Source organism: Planomonospora corallina, assembly GCF_042650625.1.
GTDB lineage: Bacteria > Actinomycetota > Actinomycetes > Streptosporangiales > Streptosporangiaceae > Planomonospora_B > Planomonospora_B corallina.
In genome coordinates this window covers 307,580-326,937 of record NZ_JBHSBM010000040.1, presented here as the reverse complement: position 1 = coordinate 326,937, position 19,358 = coordinate 307,580, and the positions used below count along the sequence as shown (strand labels likewise).

The 19,358-nt window shown below is 74.7% G+C and carries 18 protein-coding genes; 12 read left to right on the top strand and 6 right to left on the bottom strand.

The genetic code is table 11. The features are described 5' to 3' along the window. Positions 1 to 124 precede the first annotated feature (124 nt). A complete protein-coding gene (locus ACFOWE_RS28295) occupies positions 125 to 1,492 on the bottom strand; it encodes a cytochrome P450 (protein ID WP_377293117.1) in 1,368 nt (455 codons plus the stop codon). A gap of 105 nt (positions 1,493 to 1,597) precedes the next feature. Between ACFOWE_RS28295 and ACFOWE_RS28290 the strand changes: the two genes are divergently transcribed. From ACFOWE_RS28290 to ACFOWE_RS28280, 3 genes are all read left to right on the top strand, one after another. Further along, positions 1,598 to 2,551 (top strand): alpha/beta fold hydrolase, encoded by a 954-nt coding sequence (locus ACFOWE_RS28290; protein WP_377293115.1) that lies wholly within the window; start codon positions 1,598 to 1,600, stop codon positions 2,549 to 2,551. A 181-nt stretch (positions 2,552 to 2,732) separates the two neighbouring features. Next, entirely contained in the window at positions 2,733 to 3,560 is an 828-nt protein-coding gene (locus ACFOWE_RS28285) for a CHAP domain-containing protein (RefSeq protein WP_377293114.1), read from the top strand. Positions 3,561 to 3,609: 49 nt separating this feature from the next. Then, positions 3,610 to 4,545 carry a siderophore-interacting protein gene (locus tag ACFOWE_RS28280; RefSeq protein ID WP_377293113.1) on the top strand — a complete coding sequence of 312 codons (936 nt, stop codon included), beginning with the start codon at positions 3,610 to 3,612 and terminating at the stop codon, positions 4,543 to 4,545. Between the two features lie 56 nt (positions 4,546 to 4,601). Here the strand turns inward: ACFOWE_RS28280 and ACFOWE_RS28275 are convergent, their stop codons facing one another. Together ACFOWE_RS28275 and ACFOWE_RS28270 are read right to left on the bottom strand one after the other, a co-directional pair. Next, on the bottom strand, positions 4,602 to 5,021 hold the full coding sequence (locus ACFOWE_RS28275; protein WP_377293112.1) for a pyridoxamine 5'-phosphate oxidase family protein: 420 nt from the start codon (positions 5,019 to 5,021) through the stop codon (positions 4,602 to 4,604). Positions 5,022 to 5,109: 88 nt separating this feature from the next. Next, on the bottom strand, positions 5,110 to 5,508 hold the full coding sequence (locus ACFOWE_RS28270) for a PPOX class F420-dependent oxidoreductase (RefSeq protein ID WP_377293110.1): 399 nt from the start codon (positions 5,506 to 5,508) through the stop codon (positions 5,110 to 5,112). 205 nt (positions 5,509 to 5,713) lie between these two features. Between ACFOWE_RS28270 and ACFOWE_RS28265 the strand changes: the two genes are divergently transcribed. The 9 genes from ACFOWE_RS28265 to ACFOWE_RS28225 all read left to right on the top strand — a co-directional run bounded on the left by ACFOWE_RS28265 (position 5,714) and on the right by ACFOWE_RS28225 (position 13,611). Continuing rightward, on the top strand, positions 5,714 to 6,715 hold the full coding sequence (locus tag ACFOWE_RS28265; RefSeq protein WP_377293108.1) for a DNA topoisomerase IB: 1,002 nt from the start codon (positions 5,714 to 5,716) through the stop codon (positions 6,713 to 6,715). A gap of 127 nt (positions 6,716 to 6,842) precedes the next feature. Beyond that, on the top strand, positions 6,843 to 7,124 hold the full coding sequence (locus ACFOWE_RS28260) for a WhiB family transcriptional regulator (RefSeq protein WP_377293106.1): 282 nt from the start codon (positions 6,843 to 6,845) through the stop codon (positions 7,122 to 7,124). A gap of 271 nt (positions 7,125 to 7,395) precedes the next feature. Next, positions 7,396 to 7,893 carry a hypothetical protein gene (locus tag ACFOWE_RS28255; RefSeq protein WP_377293104.1) on the top strand — a complete coding sequence of 166 codons (498 nt, stop codon included), beginning with the start codon at positions 7,396 to 7,398 and terminating at the stop codon, positions 7,891 to 7,893. After that, positions 7,890 to 9,065 (top strand): zinc-dependent alcohol dehydrogenase, encoded by a 1,176-nt coding sequence (locus ACFOWE_RS28250; RefSeq protein ID WP_377293102.1) that lies wholly within the window; start codon positions 7,890 to 7,892, stop codon positions 9,063 to 9,065. Before ACFOWE_RS28255 ends, ACFOWE_RS28250 begins: the two co-directional genes overlap by 4 nt. Before the next feature lie 90 nt (positions 9,066 to 9,155). Next, positions 9,156 to 9,953 carry a glycerophosphodiester phosphodiesterase gene (locus tag ACFOWE_RS28245; protein ID WP_377293100.1) on the top strand — a complete coding sequence of 266 codons (798 nt, stop codon included), beginning with the start codon at positions 9,156 to 9,158 and terminating at the stop codon, positions 9,951 to 9,953. Between the two features lie 77 nt (positions 9,954 to 10,030). Further along, positions 10,031 to 11,386 carry an MFS transporter gene (locus tag ACFOWE_RS28240; protein WP_377293098.1) on the top strand — a complete coding sequence of 452 codons (1,356 nt, stop codon included), beginning with the start codon at positions 10,031 to 10,033 and terminating at the stop codon, positions 11,384 to 11,386. Positions 11,387 to 11,521: 135 nt separating this feature from the next. Continuing rightward, entirely contained in the window at positions 11,522 to 11,866 is a 345-nt protein-coding gene (locus ACFOWE_RS28235) for an RNA polymerase-binding protein RbpA (protein WP_377293096.1), read from the top strand. Between the two features lie 383 nt (positions 11,867 to 12,249). Further along, on the top strand, positions 12,250 to 12,831 hold the full coding sequence (locus tag ACFOWE_RS28230; RefSeq protein ID WP_377293094.1) for a snapalysin family zinc-dependent metalloprotease: 582 nt from the start codon (positions 12,250 to 12,252) through the stop codon (positions 12,829 to 12,831). Between the two features lie 303 nt (positions 12,832 to 13,134). Further along, a complete protein-coding gene (locus ACFOWE_RS28225) occupies positions 13,135 to 13,611 on the top strand; it encodes an SRPBCC family protein (protein ID WP_377293092.1) in 477 nt (158 codons plus the stop codon). A 40-nt stretch (positions 13,612 to 13,651) separates the two neighbouring features. Here ACFOWE_RS28225 and ACFOWE_RS28220 read toward each other — a convergent pair whose 3' ends face one another. The 3 genes from ACFOWE_RS28220 to ACFOWE_RS28210 form a co-directional block, all read right to left on the bottom strand. Continuing rightward, positions 13,652 to 14,227 (bottom strand): FxsA family protein, encoded by a 576-nt coding sequence (locus ACFOWE_RS28220; protein WP_377293090.1) that lies wholly within the window; start codon positions 14,225 to 14,227, stop codon positions 13,652 to 13,654. 157 nt (positions 14,228 to 14,384) lie between these two features. Beyond that, positions 14,385 to 14,621, bottom strand: coding sequence for a hypothetical protein (locus ACFOWE_RS28215; RefSeq protein WP_377293088.1), 237 nt, complete (start codon positions 14,619 to 14,621; stop codon positions 14,385 to 14,387). Further along, positions 14,618 to 19,207 carry an HAD-IC family P-type ATPase gene (locus tag ACFOWE_RS28210; RefSeq protein WP_377293086.1) on the bottom strand — a complete coding sequence of 1,530 codons (4,590 nt, stop codon included), beginning with the start codon at positions 19,205 to 19,207 and terminating at the stop codon, positions 14,618 to 14,620. The genes ACFOWE_RS28215 and ACFOWE_RS28210 overlap by 4 nt, the downstream gene beginning before the upstream one ends. Positions 19,208 to 19,358 lie beyond the last annotated feature (151 nt).

Below are 19,358 nucleotides of genomic sequence, written 5' to 3'. Positions count from 1 at the left end.
CGCGCCGGCTCCCGTTCCTCCGCCCGCCCACGACCGGATCCCTCCGCAGGCCCTCGGCCGGGCCCTTCCCCCCGCTCACGACCGGATCCCTCCGCCGGCGCTCGGCCGGGGTCCTTCCGCCCGCTCACGGTCCCGCGTGGACCGCTCCGGCCCGCCCGGCCCCTGCCTCCTCGTCCGCCCCGGTCCGGTGGACGTCGAAGCGGAGCGTGAAGTGGTCCAGCGAATACGGCAGGTCGCGGCCGGGCTCGAGGTCCCGGGGGTAGGCGACACGGAGGTCGCGTCCGGGCAGCAGCGCGGCCAGGGTCTCCGAGGTGACGGTCAGGACGAGGTTCTGCGCCGGGCACTGCGCCGGGCCCCGGCTGAAGGGGACGAGCGACCAGCGCTCGTCGGCGGTGCCGTCCAGCCAGATGTGCGGGGTGAACCGGTTGGCGGCGGGGTCGGCCTCCTCGTCGCGGTTGACGAAGGAGCTGTGGATCAGGAAGGGGTTCTGCCTCGGGATCGCCTCGCCGTCCCAGTGCGTGGCGCGGGTGCCGTCGCGCAGGATCGCCAGGGTGGTCGGCCAGAGGCGGACCGACTCCAGCACGCAGGCGCGCAGGAACGGCAGTTCACGGGGCCCGTCCGGGGACGTCCCGGCGATCTCGGCGCGGGCGCGGGCGGCGTGCCCGGGGTGGGCCGTGAGCAGTGCCAGCGCGCGGAAGGCCGCGATTCCGGCGGCGTCGAAGGCGAACAGCCAGTGCGCCACCTGGCTCTCGGGCCTGGTCCGCTCGGTCACGGGGGTCTGCGGGAGCAGCCCGGCGAGGCTGCCGGGCTCGGCGCGGCCGAGGTGCGCGCGCAGGCGGGCCGAGAACCGCTCGTAGGTCTCCCGCCTCCTGGGCCGCAGGTAGGACCAGTTGGCGTCGGCGCGCAGCCGGTTGAGCAGGCGGACGAGCTCATCGTCGTCGCGGGCGGTGTCGCCCAGCACGATCCGCCGGACGGCGCGCCACCAGACGGGGGCGAACACGTCCCAGGTCAGCGTCCCCTCCCGGGGCAGGCCGCTGGTCTCCTGGCGGAGCACGGCGGTGAAGACGTCCGTCAAGCGGTGCAGGCTCCGGTGGGTGTCCAGCACGGCCTCGTTGAAGCGGCGGCGGTCCTCACGCGGGCGGCCGTGCGAGACCAGCACGCCGTCCGGCTGGAAGTGGCCGAGCGCGCTGCGTTTCTCGCGGTTGCCGGCGGCGAACGGCTCGGGCGTGCCGGCCAGCACCCGGCGCACGTCCTCCGGCGACAGGACGAGCACCACCTTCCGCAGCGGCGTGCGCAGCACCAGCGGCCCGTCGCCGTACTTGGCGCGCATCCGCCGCAGCAGCAGCACCGCCCGCCGGTCCAGCTCCAGGGCGTCGGCCAGGGCCGTCACCCCCGGCCTGCGCAGGATGACGCCCTGCAGCACGGTCGGCGCCAGGACCACCGCCCCCAGCCGCAGGGTGTCCGCCACCGACGCGTACGCGATCCGTCCCATCCCGTCCACCCCTCCGCTCACCGTGCTCCGCGGTCCGGCGATCCTGTACCCGGGAGCGTCCGGCCCACACGGACCGGCGCACGGCGCGAGGACGGGAGTACGGCGATGCGCAGGATCAGCGGTGACGGGGTCGCCCTGGCCGTCTACGAGCAGGGCGATCCGGCGCGGCCGACCGTCGTGCTGGCGCACGGTTACCCCGACGACCACCGGGTCTGGGAGCGGGTGGCCGACCGGCTGGTCGGGCGCCACCACGTGGTGACCTACGACGTGCGGGGGGCGGGGGCGTCGGACCGGCCGCGCGGGCGGGAGCCGTACTCCCTGGCGCGCCTGGCGGCGGACCTGCGGGCCGTGGCCGACGCGGTCGCGCCCGCCGGACCGGTGCACCTGGCCGGGCACGACTGGGGGTCCATCCAGGGCTGGGAGGCGGTGTGCACGCAGCCGGGGCGCTTCGCCTCCTTCACCTCGGTCTCCGGGCCGTGCCTGGACCACGTGGGCCGCTGGATGCGCGAGGCGGGCCCGGCCCGGGCCGCCCGGCAGCTGCTGGCCTCGTGGTACATCGGGTTCTTCCGGCTGCCGGCGCTGCCGGAGCTGGCCTGGCGGTCCGGGATGGCGGGCCGGCTGCTCCACCGGGCCGAGCGGCACCGCCCCTCCCGCGTCGAGGACGCGGTGGCCGGGCTGGAGCTCTACCGGGCGAACCTGCCCGCGCGCACGCGGAGCCCGCTGGAGCGGCGCACGGAGGTGCCGGTGCAGATCGTGGTGGCGACCGAGGACGCCTACGTGACGGCGCCGGTCGCCGAGGCGGCCCTGCGGTGGGTCCCGGACGCCCGGGTGCACCGGGTGCGGGCCCGGCACTGGCTCCCGCTGACCCATCCGGACCTGCTCGCCCGCCTCATCGCCGAGCACGTCGAGCACGTCGAGCACGCAGGGCACGTCGAGCACGCAGGGCACGTCGAGCACGCAGGGCACGTCGAGCGTGCCGAGCGCGCCGGGTGGGCCCCTGGCGGTGGAGACGGCGCCGCCGGCCACGGGGACGGCGCCGCGGACCGCGGGGAGCGGTGAGGCCGCACGACGGCGGGCACCGCGGCGTGATGGTAGCCGCCGGAGCCCCGCCGGTCGCGCCGTCCAGCAAAACCGGCATCGATTAGCCAATCGTCCTTCTTGTCCGCCTTTACCGGAATAAAGTCCAGCCTTGTCGGACGGTGACCCCCACCGGGGGCGGTGACGAAAGCGACGGGCGGGCGTGGATCCGATAGGCGAGAAGCTGCTGGAGGTCGCGGTGGCGGAACTCGGCTACCGGGAGCGCCCCGGCCAGCACACCAAGTTCGGCCAGTGGTACTCGACCTCGGTCGTGCGGGACCCCCAGTACCGCACGGCCCCCTGGTGCGACATGTTCATCGCGTGGGCCGCCGAGCGGGCCGAGGTGGAGCAGTACGTCGGGCAGTTCGCCTGGACGCCCTCCCACGCCCGCTGGTTCGAGACCAACGGCGCCTGGTCCGCCGAGCCCGAGCCGGGCGCCCTGGTCTTCTTCGACTGGAAGGGCGGCGGCGGCATCAAGGGCGTCGACCACGTCGGCATCGTCGAGCGCGTCGAGCCTGGAACGATCCACACGATCGAGGCCAACGTCGACCGGGTCTGGCTCAGGCGCAAGGTGCGCGACCGGGACGAGAAGATCGTCGGCTACGGGCTGCCCGGAAAGGTCAAGGAGAGCCTCATCCGGGCCTCCGTGCCCGGCGAGCAGGCGCAGGCCGGGCGGCCGATCGAGGTGCGCCCCTCCCCCGCCCCGGGCACCGCCTCCGGCCTCGCGGCCCTGACCCTGTCCGACGGATCGGGCGGGTCCCCCACCCTGCTGGAGCCCGCGCCGCTGGTCGCACTGACCGTGCTCGTGCTCGGCTGGACCGTGGCCGTCGCCCGGTGGCGGCCGCGGCCCGCGACCGCCGGACGCCACCGCCGGCAGAACGCACGGCAGGACGCACGGCAGGGCGCGCGGCGGGGTGGACGGCGGGGTGGACGGCGCCGCGCGGCCGCCCCGGAACGGGCCCGCAGGAAGCCGGAGTTGATGATTAGGTAAGGCAAAGCTAAGTTTGTCGTGCAGTCACTCCGAGAGCGAAGGCGGCGGCATGACCGTGACCACCCCGCAGATCCTGGACCAGGCCGAAGAGGTCCTCCCCTACCGTTTCTTCCAGGTGCGGGTGGCACGCGCGCGCCGGCTCGGCCCGAGTTTCACCCGGATCACCTTCACCGGCGACGACCTGGACGACTTCGCCGACTGCGGCCACGACCAGCGCCTCAAGGTGCTCCTCCCGCTGCCCGACGGCACCTTCACCCCGCTCGGCGACGACGCCGCGTGGTACCAGCGCTGGCGGGAGCTGCCCGAGGAGCTGCGCAACCCGATCCGCACCTACACCGTGCGCGCCGTACGGCCGGCCGCGCGCGAGGTGGACGTGGACTTCGTGCTGCACGGTGAGGCCAGCCCGGCCTCCCGGTGGGCCACCCACGCCGCCCCCGGCGACCCGCTCCTGCTGCTCGGCCCCAACGCCGCCTTCGACGGCCCGGTCGGCGGCAAGGAGTGGGCGCCCCCGGCCGGGGCGTCCCGGCTGCTGCTCGCCGGCGACGAGACCGCGGTCCCGGCGATCTGCGCGATCGCCGAGAGCCTCTCCGACCGGGTGCGGGCCACGGTCCTGCTGGAGGTGCCGCACGCGGCCGACGCGCTGCCGCTGGACGTCCCGGCGGGCGTGCGCGTCACCTGGCTGCCCCGCGAGGGCGCCCGCCACGGCGACCTGCTGGTCCCCGCCGTGCACGAGGCCGCCCGGGAGCTGGCCGCGCCGGCGTCCGCCGCAGGCGCGGAGACCGCGCTGGAGGACGTCGACGTGGACGCGGAGATCCTCTGGGAGGTCCCCCAGGCGCCGGGCGAGGACTGCGGCTTCTACGCCTGGCTGGCCGGTGAGGCCGCCGTGGTCAAGACGCTCCGCCGCCACCTCGTGCAGGAGGCCGGGGTCGACCGCTCGTGTGTGGCGTTCATGGGCTACTGGCGGCAGGGCCGCAGGGAGTGCTGACCCGCGCCTGAAGGCGCCTCCCGGGCCGGCAGGTCCGGGAGGCGGCGGCCGGGCACTCAGAAGTTTCCCATCACCCGGGTGACGCGGATCTCGATCACGACGCGGCGCGGGTTCTCCCGGGGCGGCTTGTACCGCTCGGCGTAGCGGCGCTCGGCCTCCGCGACCGACGCGGGGTCCCTGCGGACGACCGCGCGGCCCTCCAGGGTGGACCAGCGCCGCCCGTCCACCTGGCAGACCGCGACCGGAGCCCCCTCGGACCCGGCCGCCTCCGCCTCCCCGGCCTCCGGCAGGTCGCGGACCTTGCGCGAGGTCCCCGAGGTGATCACCCGGGCGATCCCCGCGTCCGCGTCCAGCGTCACCCCCACCGGGACGACGTGCGGCGTGCCGTCGGCCCGCAGGGTGGTCAGCGTGCACAGGTGGCGCTCCCGCCAGAAGGCGTGGAACCCCTCTCCGAGATCCCTCGGCTCCCTCGACACCCGGCCCTCCGCTCATGCTCCAGGGCGACATGCTAGGGGGTGCCCGCGATGCCGGGAGCATCCGGCGTCCCGCGCTCCGCCGGCCGGGTCAGCTCCCCGGGCTGTAGATCACGTGCTCGGGGGAGACCCGGACCGTGACGCGCTGCTCGCCCGGCTGGCGGTAGGGGTAGGTCTCCACGTTCAGGTACTTCTTCGCCAGGTGGTCGATGACCGTGTCGGCGCCGTCGAGCTCCAGGCGGGCCGCGCCGGAGACGCTCACCAGGTGGAAGGGGTCGCCGGGGTCCAGGACGCTCACCGACACCCGGGGGTCGGCGCGCAGGTGCCGCTCCTTGGCCCGGCCGACGGCGGTGTTGAAGACGACCTCGTCACCGTCGACGTCGACCCACACCACCGTGTTGTGCGGGGAGCCGTCGGGCCGCAGGGTCGTCACCCAGCCGTGCACCGGCCGCCTGAGCAGCTCCTTGGCGTCGTCGTTCAGCTTTCCCATGGGAACCTCCGGTCCTGGTCGGCATGTCCGGAAACGATCGAACAACTCCCCGCCGCGGTCCGCTCCGCTCCGCCACGCCTTCCCGAAGAGCGCATTCCCTTTCCCTGCCCTCCGTTTACGGGTTCCCCGCCCTACCGCCCGCGGGCCCCGTTCCCGGTAGGGGCCGTTCCCGGTAGGGGCCGGCCGGGCGGGTAGGGGAGCGCCCATGACCGAACTCCGCCAGAGCGACCCCGCCGAGCCGGGCATCCGGCGCCGGCGCCGGGGCCATGGTTTCAGCTACCACCACCCGGACGGCAGGCCGGTGCGCGACCGCCGCGTCCTCGCGCGGATCAGGGCGCTGGCCCTCCCTCCGGCCTGGACCGACGTGTGGATCTGCCGCTCGGCCGACGGGCACATCCAGGCGGTCGGCACCGACTCGGCCGGGCGGCGGCAGTACCGGTATCACGACGTCTGGCGTGCCGAGCAGGACCGGATCAAGTTCGACCGGGTGCTGGAGATGGCCGACCGGCTGCCCAAGTTCCGCGACCGCGTCGCCGAGCACCTGGCGCAGCGGGGGCTCACGCGCGAGCGGGTGCTCGCCGCGGCGGCCCGGATGCTCGACATCGGGTTCTTCCGGGTGGGCGGCGAGTCCTACGAGTCGTACGGCCTGGCGACGCTCAGGATGGAGCACGTCACCTGCAGCGCGGGCCGGGTCAGCTGCTCCTATCCGGCCAAGGGCGGCAAGCAGCGCGAGGTGGAGCTCGCCGACGCGGACGTGTGCAAGGTGGTCACCGCCCTGCACCGCGCCGGCGAGGAGGGGGAGCTGCTGCGCTACCGGGACGGCTCGCGCTGGGTGGACGTGCGCAGCGACGACATCAACGCCTACCTGCGCGAGGTCTTCGAGTGCGAGGTGTCCGCCAAGGACTTCCGGACCTGGCACGCGACCGTGCTGGCCGCGGTGGGCCTGGCGGTCTCCGTGCGGGCCCGGTCGAGGCACGGCAGGCGGCGGGCGGTCAGCAGGGTGATGGCCGAGGTCGCCGGATACCTGGGCAACACTCCCGCGGTCGCCCGCGCCTCCTATGTCGACCCCCGTGTCATCGAGGCCTACGAGAGGGGGCGGACCATCGACCGGGCGATCACCGAGCTCGGCGCCGACGTCGATTTCGGGCAGCCGGCCACGCACGGCGGCATGGAGCGGGCCGTCATCTCCCTGCTGCGGGGGTCGTGAGTCATTCGACTGCGATTTTGCCGACCTTTTCTCTCACGAACCCGTATGAACCAGACAGTCACGGGCATCCGAGTGATGCAGTTGCGCCGATATCGGTCGGATTTATCCCACATTCATTGGATTTGATGTGTCTTATCGAAATGACATCGCATTCATCACGCACTGGTCCCGTCTGGCAGCCTGCCTGAGCGAGGATCCCGAGCTGTTCTTCCCGATCTCGCCCCACGGGCCGGGGCAGATGCAGCATGAGCTGGCCAAGGCCGTGTGCCGCCGCTGCCCGGTCCGCACCCAGTGCCTCGAGTACGCCCTGAGCACCCACCAGATGCACGGGGTCTGGGGCGGCACCAGCCCCGACGAGCGCGCCGCCGTCCTGGCGACCGCACGGCAGGGCGCGGACGCGAACACGTGACCCGCGGCGCCGCCGACGGCCACCGAGGCGCCCACCGGCTGCCGCCTACGGGTGCCGTCGGGCCGCTGACGACCGCTGACGGCTGCGACCGCCGGTGACGGGTGGTGATCACCGTTCACCGGCCGCGGCATCCGGTGACCGCCGTGCGCCGTCCATGAGTCCGGACGCCCCCTCTCCCCGCCCTCTCCCGGATTGCACGCCGCCCTGCCGGGTAGCCGCCCGCGGGAAACACGGACCACCCCCGATGGACCATCGCTGAGAGGTGAGGATCATGAGACGTGCGGTTGGGACCGCGGCCGCGGCCGTGGCCGTGGTGGTGCTCGCGGGAGCCGGGACTCGAGCGGCGCGCCGGCTCTCCGCGCACCGTACCCGGCACACGGGGCGGAACAGGCGGGAGGCGGACCGCTGGCTGCAGGTGACGATCAACCGCTCCCCCGAGGAGGTCATGCCGGAGGGACGGCTGCCGCAACCCCTCGTGCGGCTCGGCGACACCATCGAGGTGCGGGCTCGCAGGGCCCCCGGCGACCGCGGCACCGAGCTCGCCGCGCGGCTGCTGGAGGAGGTCCCGCGGGGAGTCCGCGGTACGGCGGCCCGGCTGAGCGGTGACGATCCCCGCCAGGAGGTGCGCCGGGCCCTGCGCGAGGCCAAGTCCCTGCTCGAGACCGGGGAGGTGCTGCGCCCGGACGAGCCCTCGACGAACCGGCCCACCCTGACCGGGAAGGTCGTGGACCTGGCGGTCCGGCGCGCGAGCGGGGAGGGGCGGCTGTGAAGGCACTGTGCTGGCAGGGCGTCGACGAGCTGTCGGTGGAGGAGGTCCCCGACCCCGGGATCCTCAACGCCCAGGACGTCATCGTGAAGGTCCGGCTGACCACGACCTGCGGCTCCGACCTGCACCTGATCGGCGGCTACATCCCGGCGATGCGCGCCGGGGACGTGATCGGCCACGAGTTCATCGGCGAGGTCGTCGCGGTCGGCTCGGACGTGCGCAGGCACAAGATCGGCGATCGCGTGGTGGTCTGCTCGTTCATCTCCTGCGGCCGGTGCTGGTACTGCGAGAACGACCTGTGGTCGCTGTGCGACAACGGAAACACCAACCCGGGGATCGGCCAGGCCCTGTTCGGCTACGAGCCCGGCGGCGTCTTCGGCTACTCCCACGCCATGGGCGGCTTCAAGGGCAGCCACGCCGAGTACGTCCGGGTCCCGTTCGCCGACCACGGCGCCTTCCCCGTCCCGGACGGGGTGGACGACACCAGCGCCCTGTTCGCCTCCGACTCCGCGCCCACCGGCTGGATGGGCGCCGACCTCGGCGGGGTGCGGCCCGGTGACGTGGTGGCCGTGTGGGGGGCCGGAGCGGTCGGCCAGATGGCCGCGCGCGCGTCGATGCTCCTCGGGGCCGAACGGGTCGTCGTGATCGACCGCCTGCCCGAGCGGCTGGCGATGGCCGAGCGGCACATCGGCGCCGAGACGATCGACTACACCGCCACCGACGTCGGCGCCGAGCTGCGGGAGCTGACCGGGGGCCGGGGGCCCGACGTCTGCATCGAGGCCGTCGGCATGGAGGCGCACGACACCGGGGTTCAGGGCGCCTACGACCAGGTCAAGCAGCGGCTCCGGCTCCAGACGGACCGCCCCTCCGCGGTCCGCGAGGCGATCTACGCCTGCCGGAAGGGCGGGTCGGTCTTCGTCCTCGGCGTCTTCGGCGGGACCGTCGACAAGTTCCCGCTCGGCGCGATGATGAACAAGGGGCTGACCGTACGGGGCGCGCAGCAGCACGGGCAGCGCTACATCCCGATGCTGCTGGACCGCATGGCCCGGGGCGAACTGAAGACCTCGCACCTGGCCACGCACACGATGTCCCTCGACGAGGCGCCGGCGGGCTACGGCCTGTTCAAGGACAAGAAGGACGGCTGCGTCCGGGCGGTGTTCCGGCCGGGAGCCTGACACGTTCGGGTCACGGGTTTTGCCGCCCGTGACCCAAACGTTCATCCGCGGTCGATGACGAGCCCTCCTCATACCGGGCATACTCTGCACGTGCAGCGCCATTACCCGTTCCTCGATCATCCCGGGCCGCTCGCCTTCGCCCACCGGGGCGGAGCCGCGGAGGGCCGGGAGAACACCCACGCCGCCTTCGCCCGCGCCGTGGAGCTCGGCTACACCTATCTGGAGACCGACGCCCACGCCACCGTCGACGGGGTGCTGCTGGCCTTCCACGACCACACCCTGGACCGGGTGACGGACCGGCGCGGCCGGATCTCCGCCCTGCCGTACCGGGTGGTGCGCGAGGCGCGGATCGGCGGCGTGGACGAGATCCCGCTCATGGAGGACCTGCTCGGCTCCTGGCCCCAGGCGCGCTTCAACATCGACGTCAAGGAGGTCACGGCCATCGCGCCGCTCGCCGAGGTGATCCGGCGGACGGACGCCTACGACCGGATCTGCCTGACCTCCTTCTCCGAGGAGCGGCTGGCCCGCGCCCGCGCCGCGCTCGGCCGCGACGTGTGCTTCTCCCTCGGCCCGCGCGGAGTGGCCACCCTGCGCGCCGCCGCCAGTACCGCCGCCTACGGCCGGCTGCTCGTCCGCCTGGCCCGCGCCGGGGTGCCGTGCGCGCAGGTGCCGGTGGGCTTCCGCGGGCTGCGGGTCGTCACCCCCGCCCTGGTCCGTACGGCGCACGCCCTCGGCATGCAGCTGCACGTGTGGACGGTCAACAACCCCGCCGAGATGGAGCGCCTGCTCGACCTGGGCGCGGACGGGATCATGACCGACAACATCTCCGGGCTGCGCGGGGTGCTCGAGGCCCGCGGCCAGTGGCACCCCGGCCGGCTGGCCGCCTGACCCCGCACCTCCCCTCCCCCGTGCCGTCCCCCGGCGCAGGCTCCCCTCCCCCTCCCCCCAGTGAACCGAGGACGCCCATGGCCACCGAACCGGCCCTCGAGGAGAATCCGCAGACCCGCCGCCGCGAGCAGCGGGGCTGGTACTGGTACGACTGGGCCAACTCGGCCTTCCCCACCACGGTCCTGACCGTCTTCCTCGGGCCGTATCTGACGACGATCGCCGAGACCGCCGCCGCCGGGGCGCGCTACGTCCCCGTGCTCTGGTTCGACGTGCGGCCCAGCGCCTACTACTCGTTCGTGGTGGGCGTCGCCGCGGTCCTGCAGATCGTCCTGATGCCCATGGTGGGCGCGCTGGCCGACCACACCGGCCGCAAGAAGGAGATCATGGGGGCCTTCGCCTACCTCGGCGCGGGCGCGACGGTCTGCTTCTGGTTCCTGGCCGACGGGCGCTACCTGCTCGGCGGGGTGCTCTACATCCTCGCCAGCGTGGGCTTCGCCGCCGCGTTCGTCGTCTACAACTCGTTCCTGCCCGAGATCGCCACGGCCGACGAGCGCGACACGGTCTCCGCCCGGGGCTGGGGCTTCGGCTACCTCGGCGGCGGCCTGCTGCTCGCGGTCCATCTCGGGCTCTTCCTCGGCCACGAGTCCTTCGGCGTCTCCGAGGGCGACGCGGTCCGCATCGCCCTGGCCTCGGCGGGCCTGTGGTGGGGCGGGTTCACGGTCATCCCGATGCTGCGGCTGCGCAACCGGCACGCGCTGGCCCGCGGCGCGGAGAACGCCGGGCAGGCCGTGGTCGGCAGTTTCCGGCAGCTCGGCCGCACGATCAGGGACCTGCGCAACTACCCGCTCACGCTGGCCTTCCTGGTCACCTACCTGATCTACAACGACGGCGTGCAGACGGTCATCTCCTTCTCCGCCACCTACGCCGACCAGGAGCTCGGCCTCGGCCAGACGGTCCGGATCGGGGCGATCCTGATGGTGCAGTTCGTGGCCTTCGGCGGCGCGCTGCTGCTGGGCAGGTTCGCCGTCTCCTACGGGGCCAAGCGGGTCGTGATGTACGCCCTGGTGGCCTGGACCGCCGTCGTCGCCGTGGCGTACTTCCTGCCCAAGGGGTCGGCCCTGGCCTTCTTCGCGCTCGGCTTCGCCATCGCGATCGTGATGGGCGGCACCCAGGCCCTGTCGCGCTCGCTGTTCTCCCACGTGATCCCCCGGGGCAAGGAAGCGGAGTACTACAGCCTGTACGAGATCAGCGACAAGGGCTCGACGTTCCTCGGCTCCTTCACCCTGGGCCTGGCGCTCCAGCTGACCGACAGCTACCGGCTGGGCATCCTGTCTCTGCTGGTCTTCTTCGTGATCGGCCTGGCCGGGCTGGCCGCGATCAACCTGCCCAAGGCCATCCGCGCGGCGGGCAACCCGGTCCCGGAACGCCTCTGACCCGTCTTCCCGGGGCTCCAGGGCGAAAAAGCGCGATTGGATCACGCCGCGTGTGGGAATCCACACACGGTATCAAGCGTTGTACGCCGTGGGAGATCAACCCCTCACGACGGGGCCCTCAGGAGGCATTGAAACATGGGCGAGCGTGCGCTGCGCGGTACCCGGCTCGGGGCGACCAGCTACGAGAACGACCGCAACACCGATCTGGCCCCGCGTCAGGAGGTTTCCTACACCTGCCCGAAGGGCCATCGATTCGACGTCCCGCTGGCGGCCGAGGCCGAGATCCCGGCCACGTGGGAGTGCCGCATGTGCGGTCTGAACGCGATCCGGGTGGACGGTGAGCTACCGGAGGCGAAGAAGTCCAAGCCACCGCGGACCCACTGGGACATGCTGCTGGAGCGGCGCTCCATCGAGGACCTGGAGGAGGTCCTCAACGAGCGCCTGGCGATTCTGCGCGCCCAGCGCCGCAAGAGCGCCTGACCTCCCTCGCGGCGGAGAGCGGGGAGACTCCGCCGCCCCGGCGGTCCACGGGACCCCGGCACCTCGGGTGCCGGGGTCCCGTGCCGTCTCGGGACCCTCCATCCGGCCCCGCACCCGCCTGTCCCCCATGCTCCCCCCGCGACCCCGCACCCGCCTGTCCCCCGCCCTCCCTTCGGCGCCCGGATCTCCCGCGACCGTCGGCCGTCCTCCGGCGCCTCCCCCGCTATCCCCGTCACCGTTATCCCTGTCACCGCCCGACCACGCGCAGTGCTCCATAACACTGCGATAGGGACTATTTGCCACATTCACGGCAAACTCCTCGGCCAATATCGTGACGGCACCTCGCCTGATCACCCCCCATCGGCCGAGGAGGCCCGACAGAGATGTCAAGGATCACCCGTTACGCCCTGGCGTTCATCCTGGGGCTCGCGTTCGTCGCGACCGTCACCCCCGCCCAGGCCGCCCCCGTCCGGGACGCGTCCGGCCAGGCGGCTTCCGCCCAGGCCGCCGTCCGCACCCTCCGCTACGACGCGAGCAGGGCCGCCGAGTTCCGCTCTGCCGTGGACCGTGCGGCGCAGATCTGGAACAGCAGCGTGAGCAACGTCCGGCTCGTCCCCGGCACCCCCGCCGACTTCGTCGTCCTGGCCGACAACGGCTGGCCCCGCGCCCAGCCCGTCGGACTGGGCCGGGGCACCGTGTGGATGGGACGGCAGGCCACCGGCCAGGGCTACGACCCGCTGCGCATCGCCACCCACGAGATCGGCCACATCCTCGGCCTGCCCGACCGGCGCACCGGCCGGTGCACCGACCTGATGTCGGGCTCGAGCGCGGGAACCGGCTGCACCAACCCCTATCCGAGCAGCGCGGAGAGGGCCGCCGTCGACCGGAACTTCGCGGGCTTCACCGCCCCGGACGTCGAGTTCGGCGAGATCTACGTCGACGTCCCGGCGGCCGCGACGCACTGACCGCCGTGCCGTACGGCCCGCACCAGGCGGCCCGGCGCCCGCGCCGGGCCCCGGCTCCGCCCTCGCACCGGCGGCGAGGCGCCCAGGCGAGGCGACGGCCGCGAGGGCGGAGACCGGCGGGGAACCGGAACGCCGGGACCTCTACGGGGGCCTCTACCAGGCCTCTACCAGGCCTCTCTGCGGGACTCCGGAACGCGACGGGGCCGAAAACAACCGCGACCGGGGAGAGCCGGGGCGGAGGGCGCCCGCGAGGAGAAGGACCCTGCGGCGGTGCGGGACCGCTTTCGCGGGAAGGACCCCGGGATGACCTCGACCTCGACCTCGACCTCGACCTCGGCCCGCGTCAGCGTCGCCGTGGACGCGCCGGCCCGCCCCGAGCGGGTCTTCGCCGTACTGACCGACTGGCCCCGGCACCACGAGTGGATGGCGCTCACCCGAGCGCACGTCACGGCCGGCGACGGCCGCGGCGCCGGGAGCAGGCTGGCGGCCTTCACCGGTATCGGCCCGCTCGGCTTCCTGGACACGATGGAGATCACCCTGTGGGATCCCCCCGCGGCGGTCGCGGTGCGGCACACCGGGCGGCTGGTGCGCGGCACCGGGGCCTTCCGTGTGCTCCCCCGCGCGGGCGGGGGCAGCACGATCGTCTGGGAGGAGGAGCTGGACCTGCCGTTCGGTCCCGCCGGCCGGCTCGGCTGGGCGCTGCTGCGCCCGGCGACCGTGGCCCTGCTCCGGTTCTCCCTGCGCCGCCTGGCGGCGCTCAGCGCCCCGGTGAGGGGGTGATCTCAGGAACCGGTGCGGTCTCTCGGTCCACCGGCGCGGATCAGCCGCCGGCGGTGAGGTCGCGCCCGGAGTCGCGCGGCGCGGCCGGACCGGCCGGCTCGTCGCGGACGACCTCGCCGTGGATGACGGGACCGCGCCCGCCGGTGCGGCCGCGCGCCGCCGCCTCGGAGGGGCCGAACGGGGATCCCGCCGCCCCCGTCGGGCCGAACGCCATGCCGAGGCCGGGGTCGGCGGCGGCCCGTGCGGCGAGGGTGCGGATCCGGCGGGTGAAGAACCAGGCGCCGAGCCTGCGCATCAGCGGCCGGGTGAAGGGCAGCACGAGCAGGAATCCGGCGATGTCGCTGATGAAGCCGGGGGTGAGCAGCAGCGTGCCGCCCGCGACGATCATGGCGCCGTCGGCGAGCTCGCGCTCGGGCATCCGGCCGCTCTGCAGCGCGCTCTGCAGGTCCCGCCAGGCTCTGCGGCCCTCGCGGCGGACGAGCCAGGAGCCGAGGAGGCCGCCGGCGAGCAGCAGGGCGACCGTGGACGGGCCGCCGATGACCTCGCCGACCTGGATCAGGACCCAGATCTCCAGCACCGGGACCACCAGGAAGGCCAGGAAGAGTAGAAGGCGCATCGTTTCCTCACTCGCACGGACGCCGTACGACAGTGACAACGTCCGGAGGGCCCTCCGCGTTCCGGGACGGGCGGATCGTTCCCGGCTCGCTCGGCCGGGAACGCGGGCGGACCCGGGCGCCGGAAGCCGGGGACCTTCAGGCGGGGGCCGGGGACCTTCAGGCCGGCCGTGAGCCGAGGCGGCGCATCACCGCGGTGACGAGGGCCTCGACCAGCCGCATGGTGAGCACTTCGAGCACGATGACGGCGGCTTTGCTGAGAAAGGATGTAAAGAAATTGTCCATGACAACCCCAAAGGGATAAAAGCCGCTTGAGGCTAGGTTCTCCGAGTACGTCCGGTGCAGCTCTCTTTTCTCGTTCCTCCTGACGGGTTCTCCCCTCTGCTGGGCTCTCATTCCCCTGACGGGCTCTCGCTCCCCTGACGGGCCGGGAGCAGGGAGTCCCGCAGCAGCGGCTCGGCCGCCATGCCCAGGAGCGTGGCGGCCGTGGCGCTGCCCAGACCGATGGACCATCCCACGGGACCGAGGGGACGGGAGCCGAAGAACCGGCTGACGCCGGGGAGCGAGACGACGCAGGCCAGGACCGCGAGGGAGGCCAGGGCCGCGAGCGCGACCACGGGGTCCCGCCCGCCCTTGGCCAGGGTCTGCAGCAGCTGCGCCGAGACCAGGGCGACCAGTCCGATCGTGTCCGCCCTCCCCCGGGTGCCGGTCAGCCGCCCGGCGAGCCAGGCGGCCGCGGCCGCGGCCGTCGTGGTGGCGGCGCGCAGGTAGATGTCCCGGGTCAGGGAGGCGCCGAGCGAGCTCTCCGGCCCCTCCGCGAGCAGTTTCTCCGGGCTCGCCGCAGCGGGCGGCCGGACCGCCACCGCCATGGCGGGCACCATGTCGGTCAGCAGGTTGACCAGGAGCAGCTGGCGGGCGTTCAGCGCGCTGCGTCCGGTCAGCAGGTTGGAGCCCACCGTGAAGACGATCTCGCCGATGTTGCCGCCCAGCAGGATGCCCAGGGAGTCGCGGACCGAGCTCCACATGGACCGGCCCTCCACGATCGCCTCGACGATCGTCTCGATGCGGTCGTCGGTCACCACGACGTCCGCCGCCGCCCGGGCGGCGGGCGTGGCACGGGACCCCAGCGCGATCCCGACGTCCGCGGCGCGGATGGCGGGGGCGTCGTTGGCGCCGTCGCCGGTGACCGCCACGGTCTCCCCCGTCCCGCGCAGGCAGGAGACGATCCGCGTCTTGTGCGCCGGGGTCGCCCGGGCGAACACCGCGATCTCGGGCAGCACCTTGGCCAGGACGTCGTCGTCGATGTCGTCCAGCTCGGGTCCGGTCATGACGCGCCTGCCGTCCAGCACGCCGAGCTCGGCGGCGATGGCCTCGGCGGTGCTCGGATGGTCCCCGGTGACCATGACGACCCGGACGCCGGCCCGCGCCAGGCGGCCGACGCTGCGCGCGGCGGTGGGCCGTACGGGGTCGGCCAGGCCGAGGAGACCGAGGAAGCAGAGCCCGCCGATACGGTCCTCGTCCAGGTCGCTCCGCCCGGAGGCGGGGCGCTGCGCCACCGCGAGCACCCGGTACCCCTGCCGGGCGAGGGCGTCCACCTCCCGCTCCAGACCGAGCCTGGCCTCCTCCTCCAGGGGCTCCGTCCGCGTGCCGCGGCGCACCGCCGTACAGCGGGCGAGCACGACCTCCGGGGCTCCCTTGACGCTCAGCAGGCGGTCCGGGCCGCTCTCACCCAGCACGGCGTGGTAGCCCCGCGCCGGCTCGAACGGCAGCTCGGCGATCCGCCGCCAGCCGTCCGCCCCCTCCTCCGCGGTCACCCCCAGCGGACGGGCGCCCTCGACGACGGCGCGGTCCGTGGGGTGGGCCAGGCCCGTCCCGGACCGGGGGCCGGCGCGCAGCGCCGCGGCGACGATCGACCGGTACGCGTCCGGCAGCGCGTCCACGGGGTAGGCGGTGCACCCGTCCGAGACGCGACCCAGGCTGATGTGCCCCTCGGTGAGCGTCCCGGTCTTGTCGAAGCAGAGCACGCCGACCCGGCCCAGCGCCTCGATCGTGGAGGGGTTGCGCACCAGCGCGGCGCGCTTGGACAGCCGCCGCGCGGCGGCCAGCTCCGCGACCGTGGCGATGAAGGGAAGCCCTTCGGGCACGGCCGCCACGGCCAGGCTCACCGCGGGCACGAGGCCCGCGGCCAGCGAGCGGCCCCGGAGCAGGTCGACGGCGAGCAGGGCGAGGCCGGAACCGATCGAGAGCGGCAGGATCCGCCGTCCCAGGGCGCGCAGCCGCAGCTCCACCCCGGTCGGCGGCCGGGACCCCGAGGCCAGCCGGGCGCCCCGGCCCGCCTCCGTCGCCTCGCCCGTCGCGACGACCACCGCGCGCCCGCTCCCGGCCGCCACGGTCGTGCCCTGGTAGAGCATGCAGCTCCGCTCGGCGACGGCCGAGGCCACCGTGGGCGCGGCCGTCTTCAGCACCGGCTGCGACTCACCGGTGAGCGGCGACTCGTCGATCTCGAGGCCGACCGCCTCCAGCACCCGGCAGTCGGCCGGTACGGCGTCGCCCGCGTGCAGCTCGACCACGTCCCCCGGGACCAGCTCGGCGGCGGTCGTCTGGGCGTCCCCGCCGGGCCGGCGGAGCCGTACCCGGATCGAGGATGCCTCGGTCAGGCGGCGCAGCGCCCCCTCCGCCCGGACCCTCTGGGCCCCGCCCACGAACGCGCTGAGCACCGTCACGCCGCCTATCAGCAGCGCGTCCAGCACCGAGCCGATCAGCGCGGACATGCCCGCTCCCGCCGCCAGCACGGGGGTCAGCGGGTTGGCCAGCTCCTCGGCGGAGGCGCGGACCAGGGAGCGGCTCGGGTCCCCGTCCTCCTCCGGTCCCGTCCCGGCCCGCCGGCCGGCGGCCTCCGCTTCGGCGATCCCGTCGGGTGAGGAGTCCAGCCGGGCCAGGACGTCGTCGGCCGTCATCGCGTACCAGGGGGTGCCGTCGGCGCGGGCCGGGGACGGCAGCCGTCCGGCGGCGCGGCCCGACAGCTCGCCCAGGGCGAGCGCGGCCAGGGAGACGCAGTTGCTCACCAGGTGCGCCCGGGCCGGCGCCGCCCGCTCCGGCCCGGCGACGGCCACCAGCGCGCCGATGCCCGCCCCCGCGGCCCCCAGCCGCACGCTCCGCCGGCTCGCCGTGTGCGCCCTGGGCAGGCAGCTCAGCAGGAGGTGGGCGCCGTCGAGGTCGCCGGCCACGTCCGCCTCCCACGGCAGGTGGCCGGACCCGTCCGTCACCCCGATGCCGAGGTCGGCCTGGGCCAGGGCCCTGGCGAGCCCCCGTGAGACGACGGCGACGGTTCGGCCCTCGGCCTGCAGGGCGTGGACGGCGGCGGCGAGCCGCGTGCCCCCCGAGGCGGTCCGTCCGACGCCGAACCGCGCGGCCAGGCCCCGGTCTCCGCCGGAGAGCAGCACGGCGCCCGCGGCCTTGGCCGCGGCGACGACCGCCTCGGCCAGCGGATCCGTCTCCCGCGCCAGCGCGGCGACCGCGACCGGCTCACCGCGCCGGGTCAGTCCCACCGCCCGCAGCCCCTGGGCGCGCCAGGCGGGGCCCTCGGCGGCGAGGGGCCCGGGCAGCCGGGTGAGCGGCCCGACGGCCCACCCGTCCTGGCGCCGGTGCGCGGTGGGGTCGGCGGGGTCGATGAGGGCGTGCAGCCGCGCGTGGAGCGTGCCGGCGTCCACGCTCGCGGCGCCGTCGGCGGCCCGCAGCACGCGGTCGATCGTCCAGGCGCCGGTGAGCAGGACCTCGGCGTCGATGACGACCGTGTCGACCCGGTCCATGCGGCGCAGGGCGTGCGGGTCGAGCACCACCGAGCCGCGCCGTGCCAGGGCGCGCCCGACCGCGGCGGCGAAGGCCTGCCGGCCCAGTTCCGCCTGTTTGGGCGTGGCCGCGACCATCATGGCGTGGCCGCGGCGGGCGCTGCGGCTGAACGACCTCGTCAGCGCGTAGGCCCCCGCCGTCGCCGGGCTCGCGACGCTCGCGTACCGCTCGATCGGGCCGGCGGGCAGGGGGATGGGGCGCGGCCGGGACGGCTTCCTGACGTGGCGGTACGCCCCCCGGACTCGGGCCAGCTCCTCCTCCAGACGCCGCCACGCGCCCCGCGCGGCGCGTGCCTCGGCGTAGTGGACGGCCGACCCCGCCGCGTGCACGAGCAGCGCCGAGGGGCTCAGCGCGAGCGTCTGGCCGATGACGTGCCCCGCGGTGAACAGCGTGTCGGTGGCCGGGCGGCCGAGCCGGCGGTTCAGTTCCTCGCGCAGGGCCGGGGTGGAGTCCGCCAGGTGCAGCAGGGCCGGGATCACCGGGGAGAGCCTCGGCAGCCGCACCGCCTTCCCGGCCATCGCCAGCCCTGCCCCGGTGAGGCCCGCGCAGAGCCGGAGCGCGGCGCGCACGTGCCGCTCCGCGACGCGGATCCGCGGCCGGTACGGTGACCCGTCCCCGCCGGGTTCCCCGTCCGCCCGCCTGCCCGCCCGCGCGCCCGGCGGCGCGTCCGCCCGCACGTTCGGCGGCCCGGGCTCCGCGCCGGGGGTCGCCGCCGCTCCCGTGCCCGCCGCTCCGGGCCCGTCGTCCACCCGCGTGCCGGGAGGCCCGGGCTCCGCGCCGGGGGCCCGGCCGCCGGGCTCCGCGCCCGCTTCCGGGTCCGGCGCGGCGTCGAGCTCGGTCACGATCGCCAGCAGTTCACCGTGCCCGGCCGGGTCCTCGCGGCCCGCCACGAAGACACAGCCGAGGGCGCCGTTGACCTCCGCCCGCTCCACCCCGTCCACCGCGCGCAGCCGGGCCTCGAGCCGGCGCGCCGCCCGCTCCGTGCCAGGCGCGCCGATCGTGTGCAGGTCGATCCGGACCCCTCCGGGGCAGGGCCGCAGGCGGCGGGGGGCCGGCAGGGCGCCCGCGAGGGCGTCCGGCAGGACGTCCCGGAGCACGTCGGTGGAGACCACGAGCAACCGTGACAGGAACATTCACCTCTCCAGCGGGCCTGGATCGAACGGCGGGAACGGCCGAGGGCCGGACAGAACAGGCCCGGACAGGGCGGGACCGGACAGGACGGGCCGAGCGGTGCCGGACATAACAGGACGAGACAGGACGGGGCCGGACGGATCCCGGCTCGGC

Bases quoted from the DNA above. Each gene is read 5' to 3' on its own strand.
- ACFOWE_RS28270 (WP_377293110.1), bottom strand. From the start codon at position 5,508: ATGGGAAAGCTGAACGACGACGCCAAGGAGCTGCTCAGGCGGCCGGTG.
- ACFOWE_RS28280 (WP_377293113.1), top strand. From the start codon at position 3,610: ATGACCGTGACCACCCCGCAGATCCTGGACCAGGCCGAAGAGGTCCTC.
- ACFOWE_RS28255 (WP_377293104.1), top strand. From the start codon at position 7,396: ATGAGACGTGCGGTTGGGACCGCGGCCGCGGCCGTGGCCGTGGTGGTG.
- ACFOWE_RS28225 (WP_377293092.1), top strand. From the start codon at position 13,135: ATGACCTCGACCTCGACCTCGACCTCGACCTCGGCCCGCGTCAGCGTC.
- ACFOWE_RS28295 (WP_377293117.1), bottom strand. From the start codon at position 1,492: ATGGGACGGATCGCGTACGCGTCGGTGGCGGACACCCTGCGGCTGGGG.
- ACFOWE_RS28290 (WP_377293115.1), top strand. From the start codon at position 1,598: ATGCGCAGGATCAGCGGTGACGGGGTCGCCCTGGCCGTCTACGAGCAG.
- ACFOWE_RS28230 (WP_377293094.1), top strand. From the start codon at position 12,250: ATGTCAAGGATCACCCGTTACGCCCTGGCGTTCATCCTGGGGCTCGCG.
- ACFOWE_RS28220 (WP_377293090.1), bottom strand. From the start codon at position 14,227: ATGCGCCTTCTACTCTTCCTGGCCTTCCTGGTGGTCCCGGTGCTGGAG.
- ACFOWE_RS28240 (WP_377293098.1), top strand. From the start codon at position 10,031: ATGGCCACCGAACCGGCCCTCGAGGAGAATCCGCAGACCCGCCGCCGC.
- ACFOWE_RS28235 (WP_377293096.1), top strand. From the start codon at position 11,522: ATGGGCGAGCGTGCGCTGCGCGGTACCCGGCTCGGGGCGACCAGCTAC.
- ACFOWE_RS28215 (WP_377293088.1), bottom strand. From the start codon at position 14,621: ATGAGAGCCCAGCAGAGGGGAGAACCCGTCAGGAGGAACGAGAAAAGA.
- ACFOWE_RS28210 (WP_377293086.1), bottom strand. From the start codon at position 19,207: ATGTTCCTGTCACGGTTGCTCGTGGTCTCCACCGACGTGCTCCGGGAC.
- ACFOWE_RS28265 (WP_377293108.1), top strand. From the start codon at position 5,714: ATGACCGAACTCCGCCAGAGCGACCCCGCCGAGCCGGGCATCCGGCGC.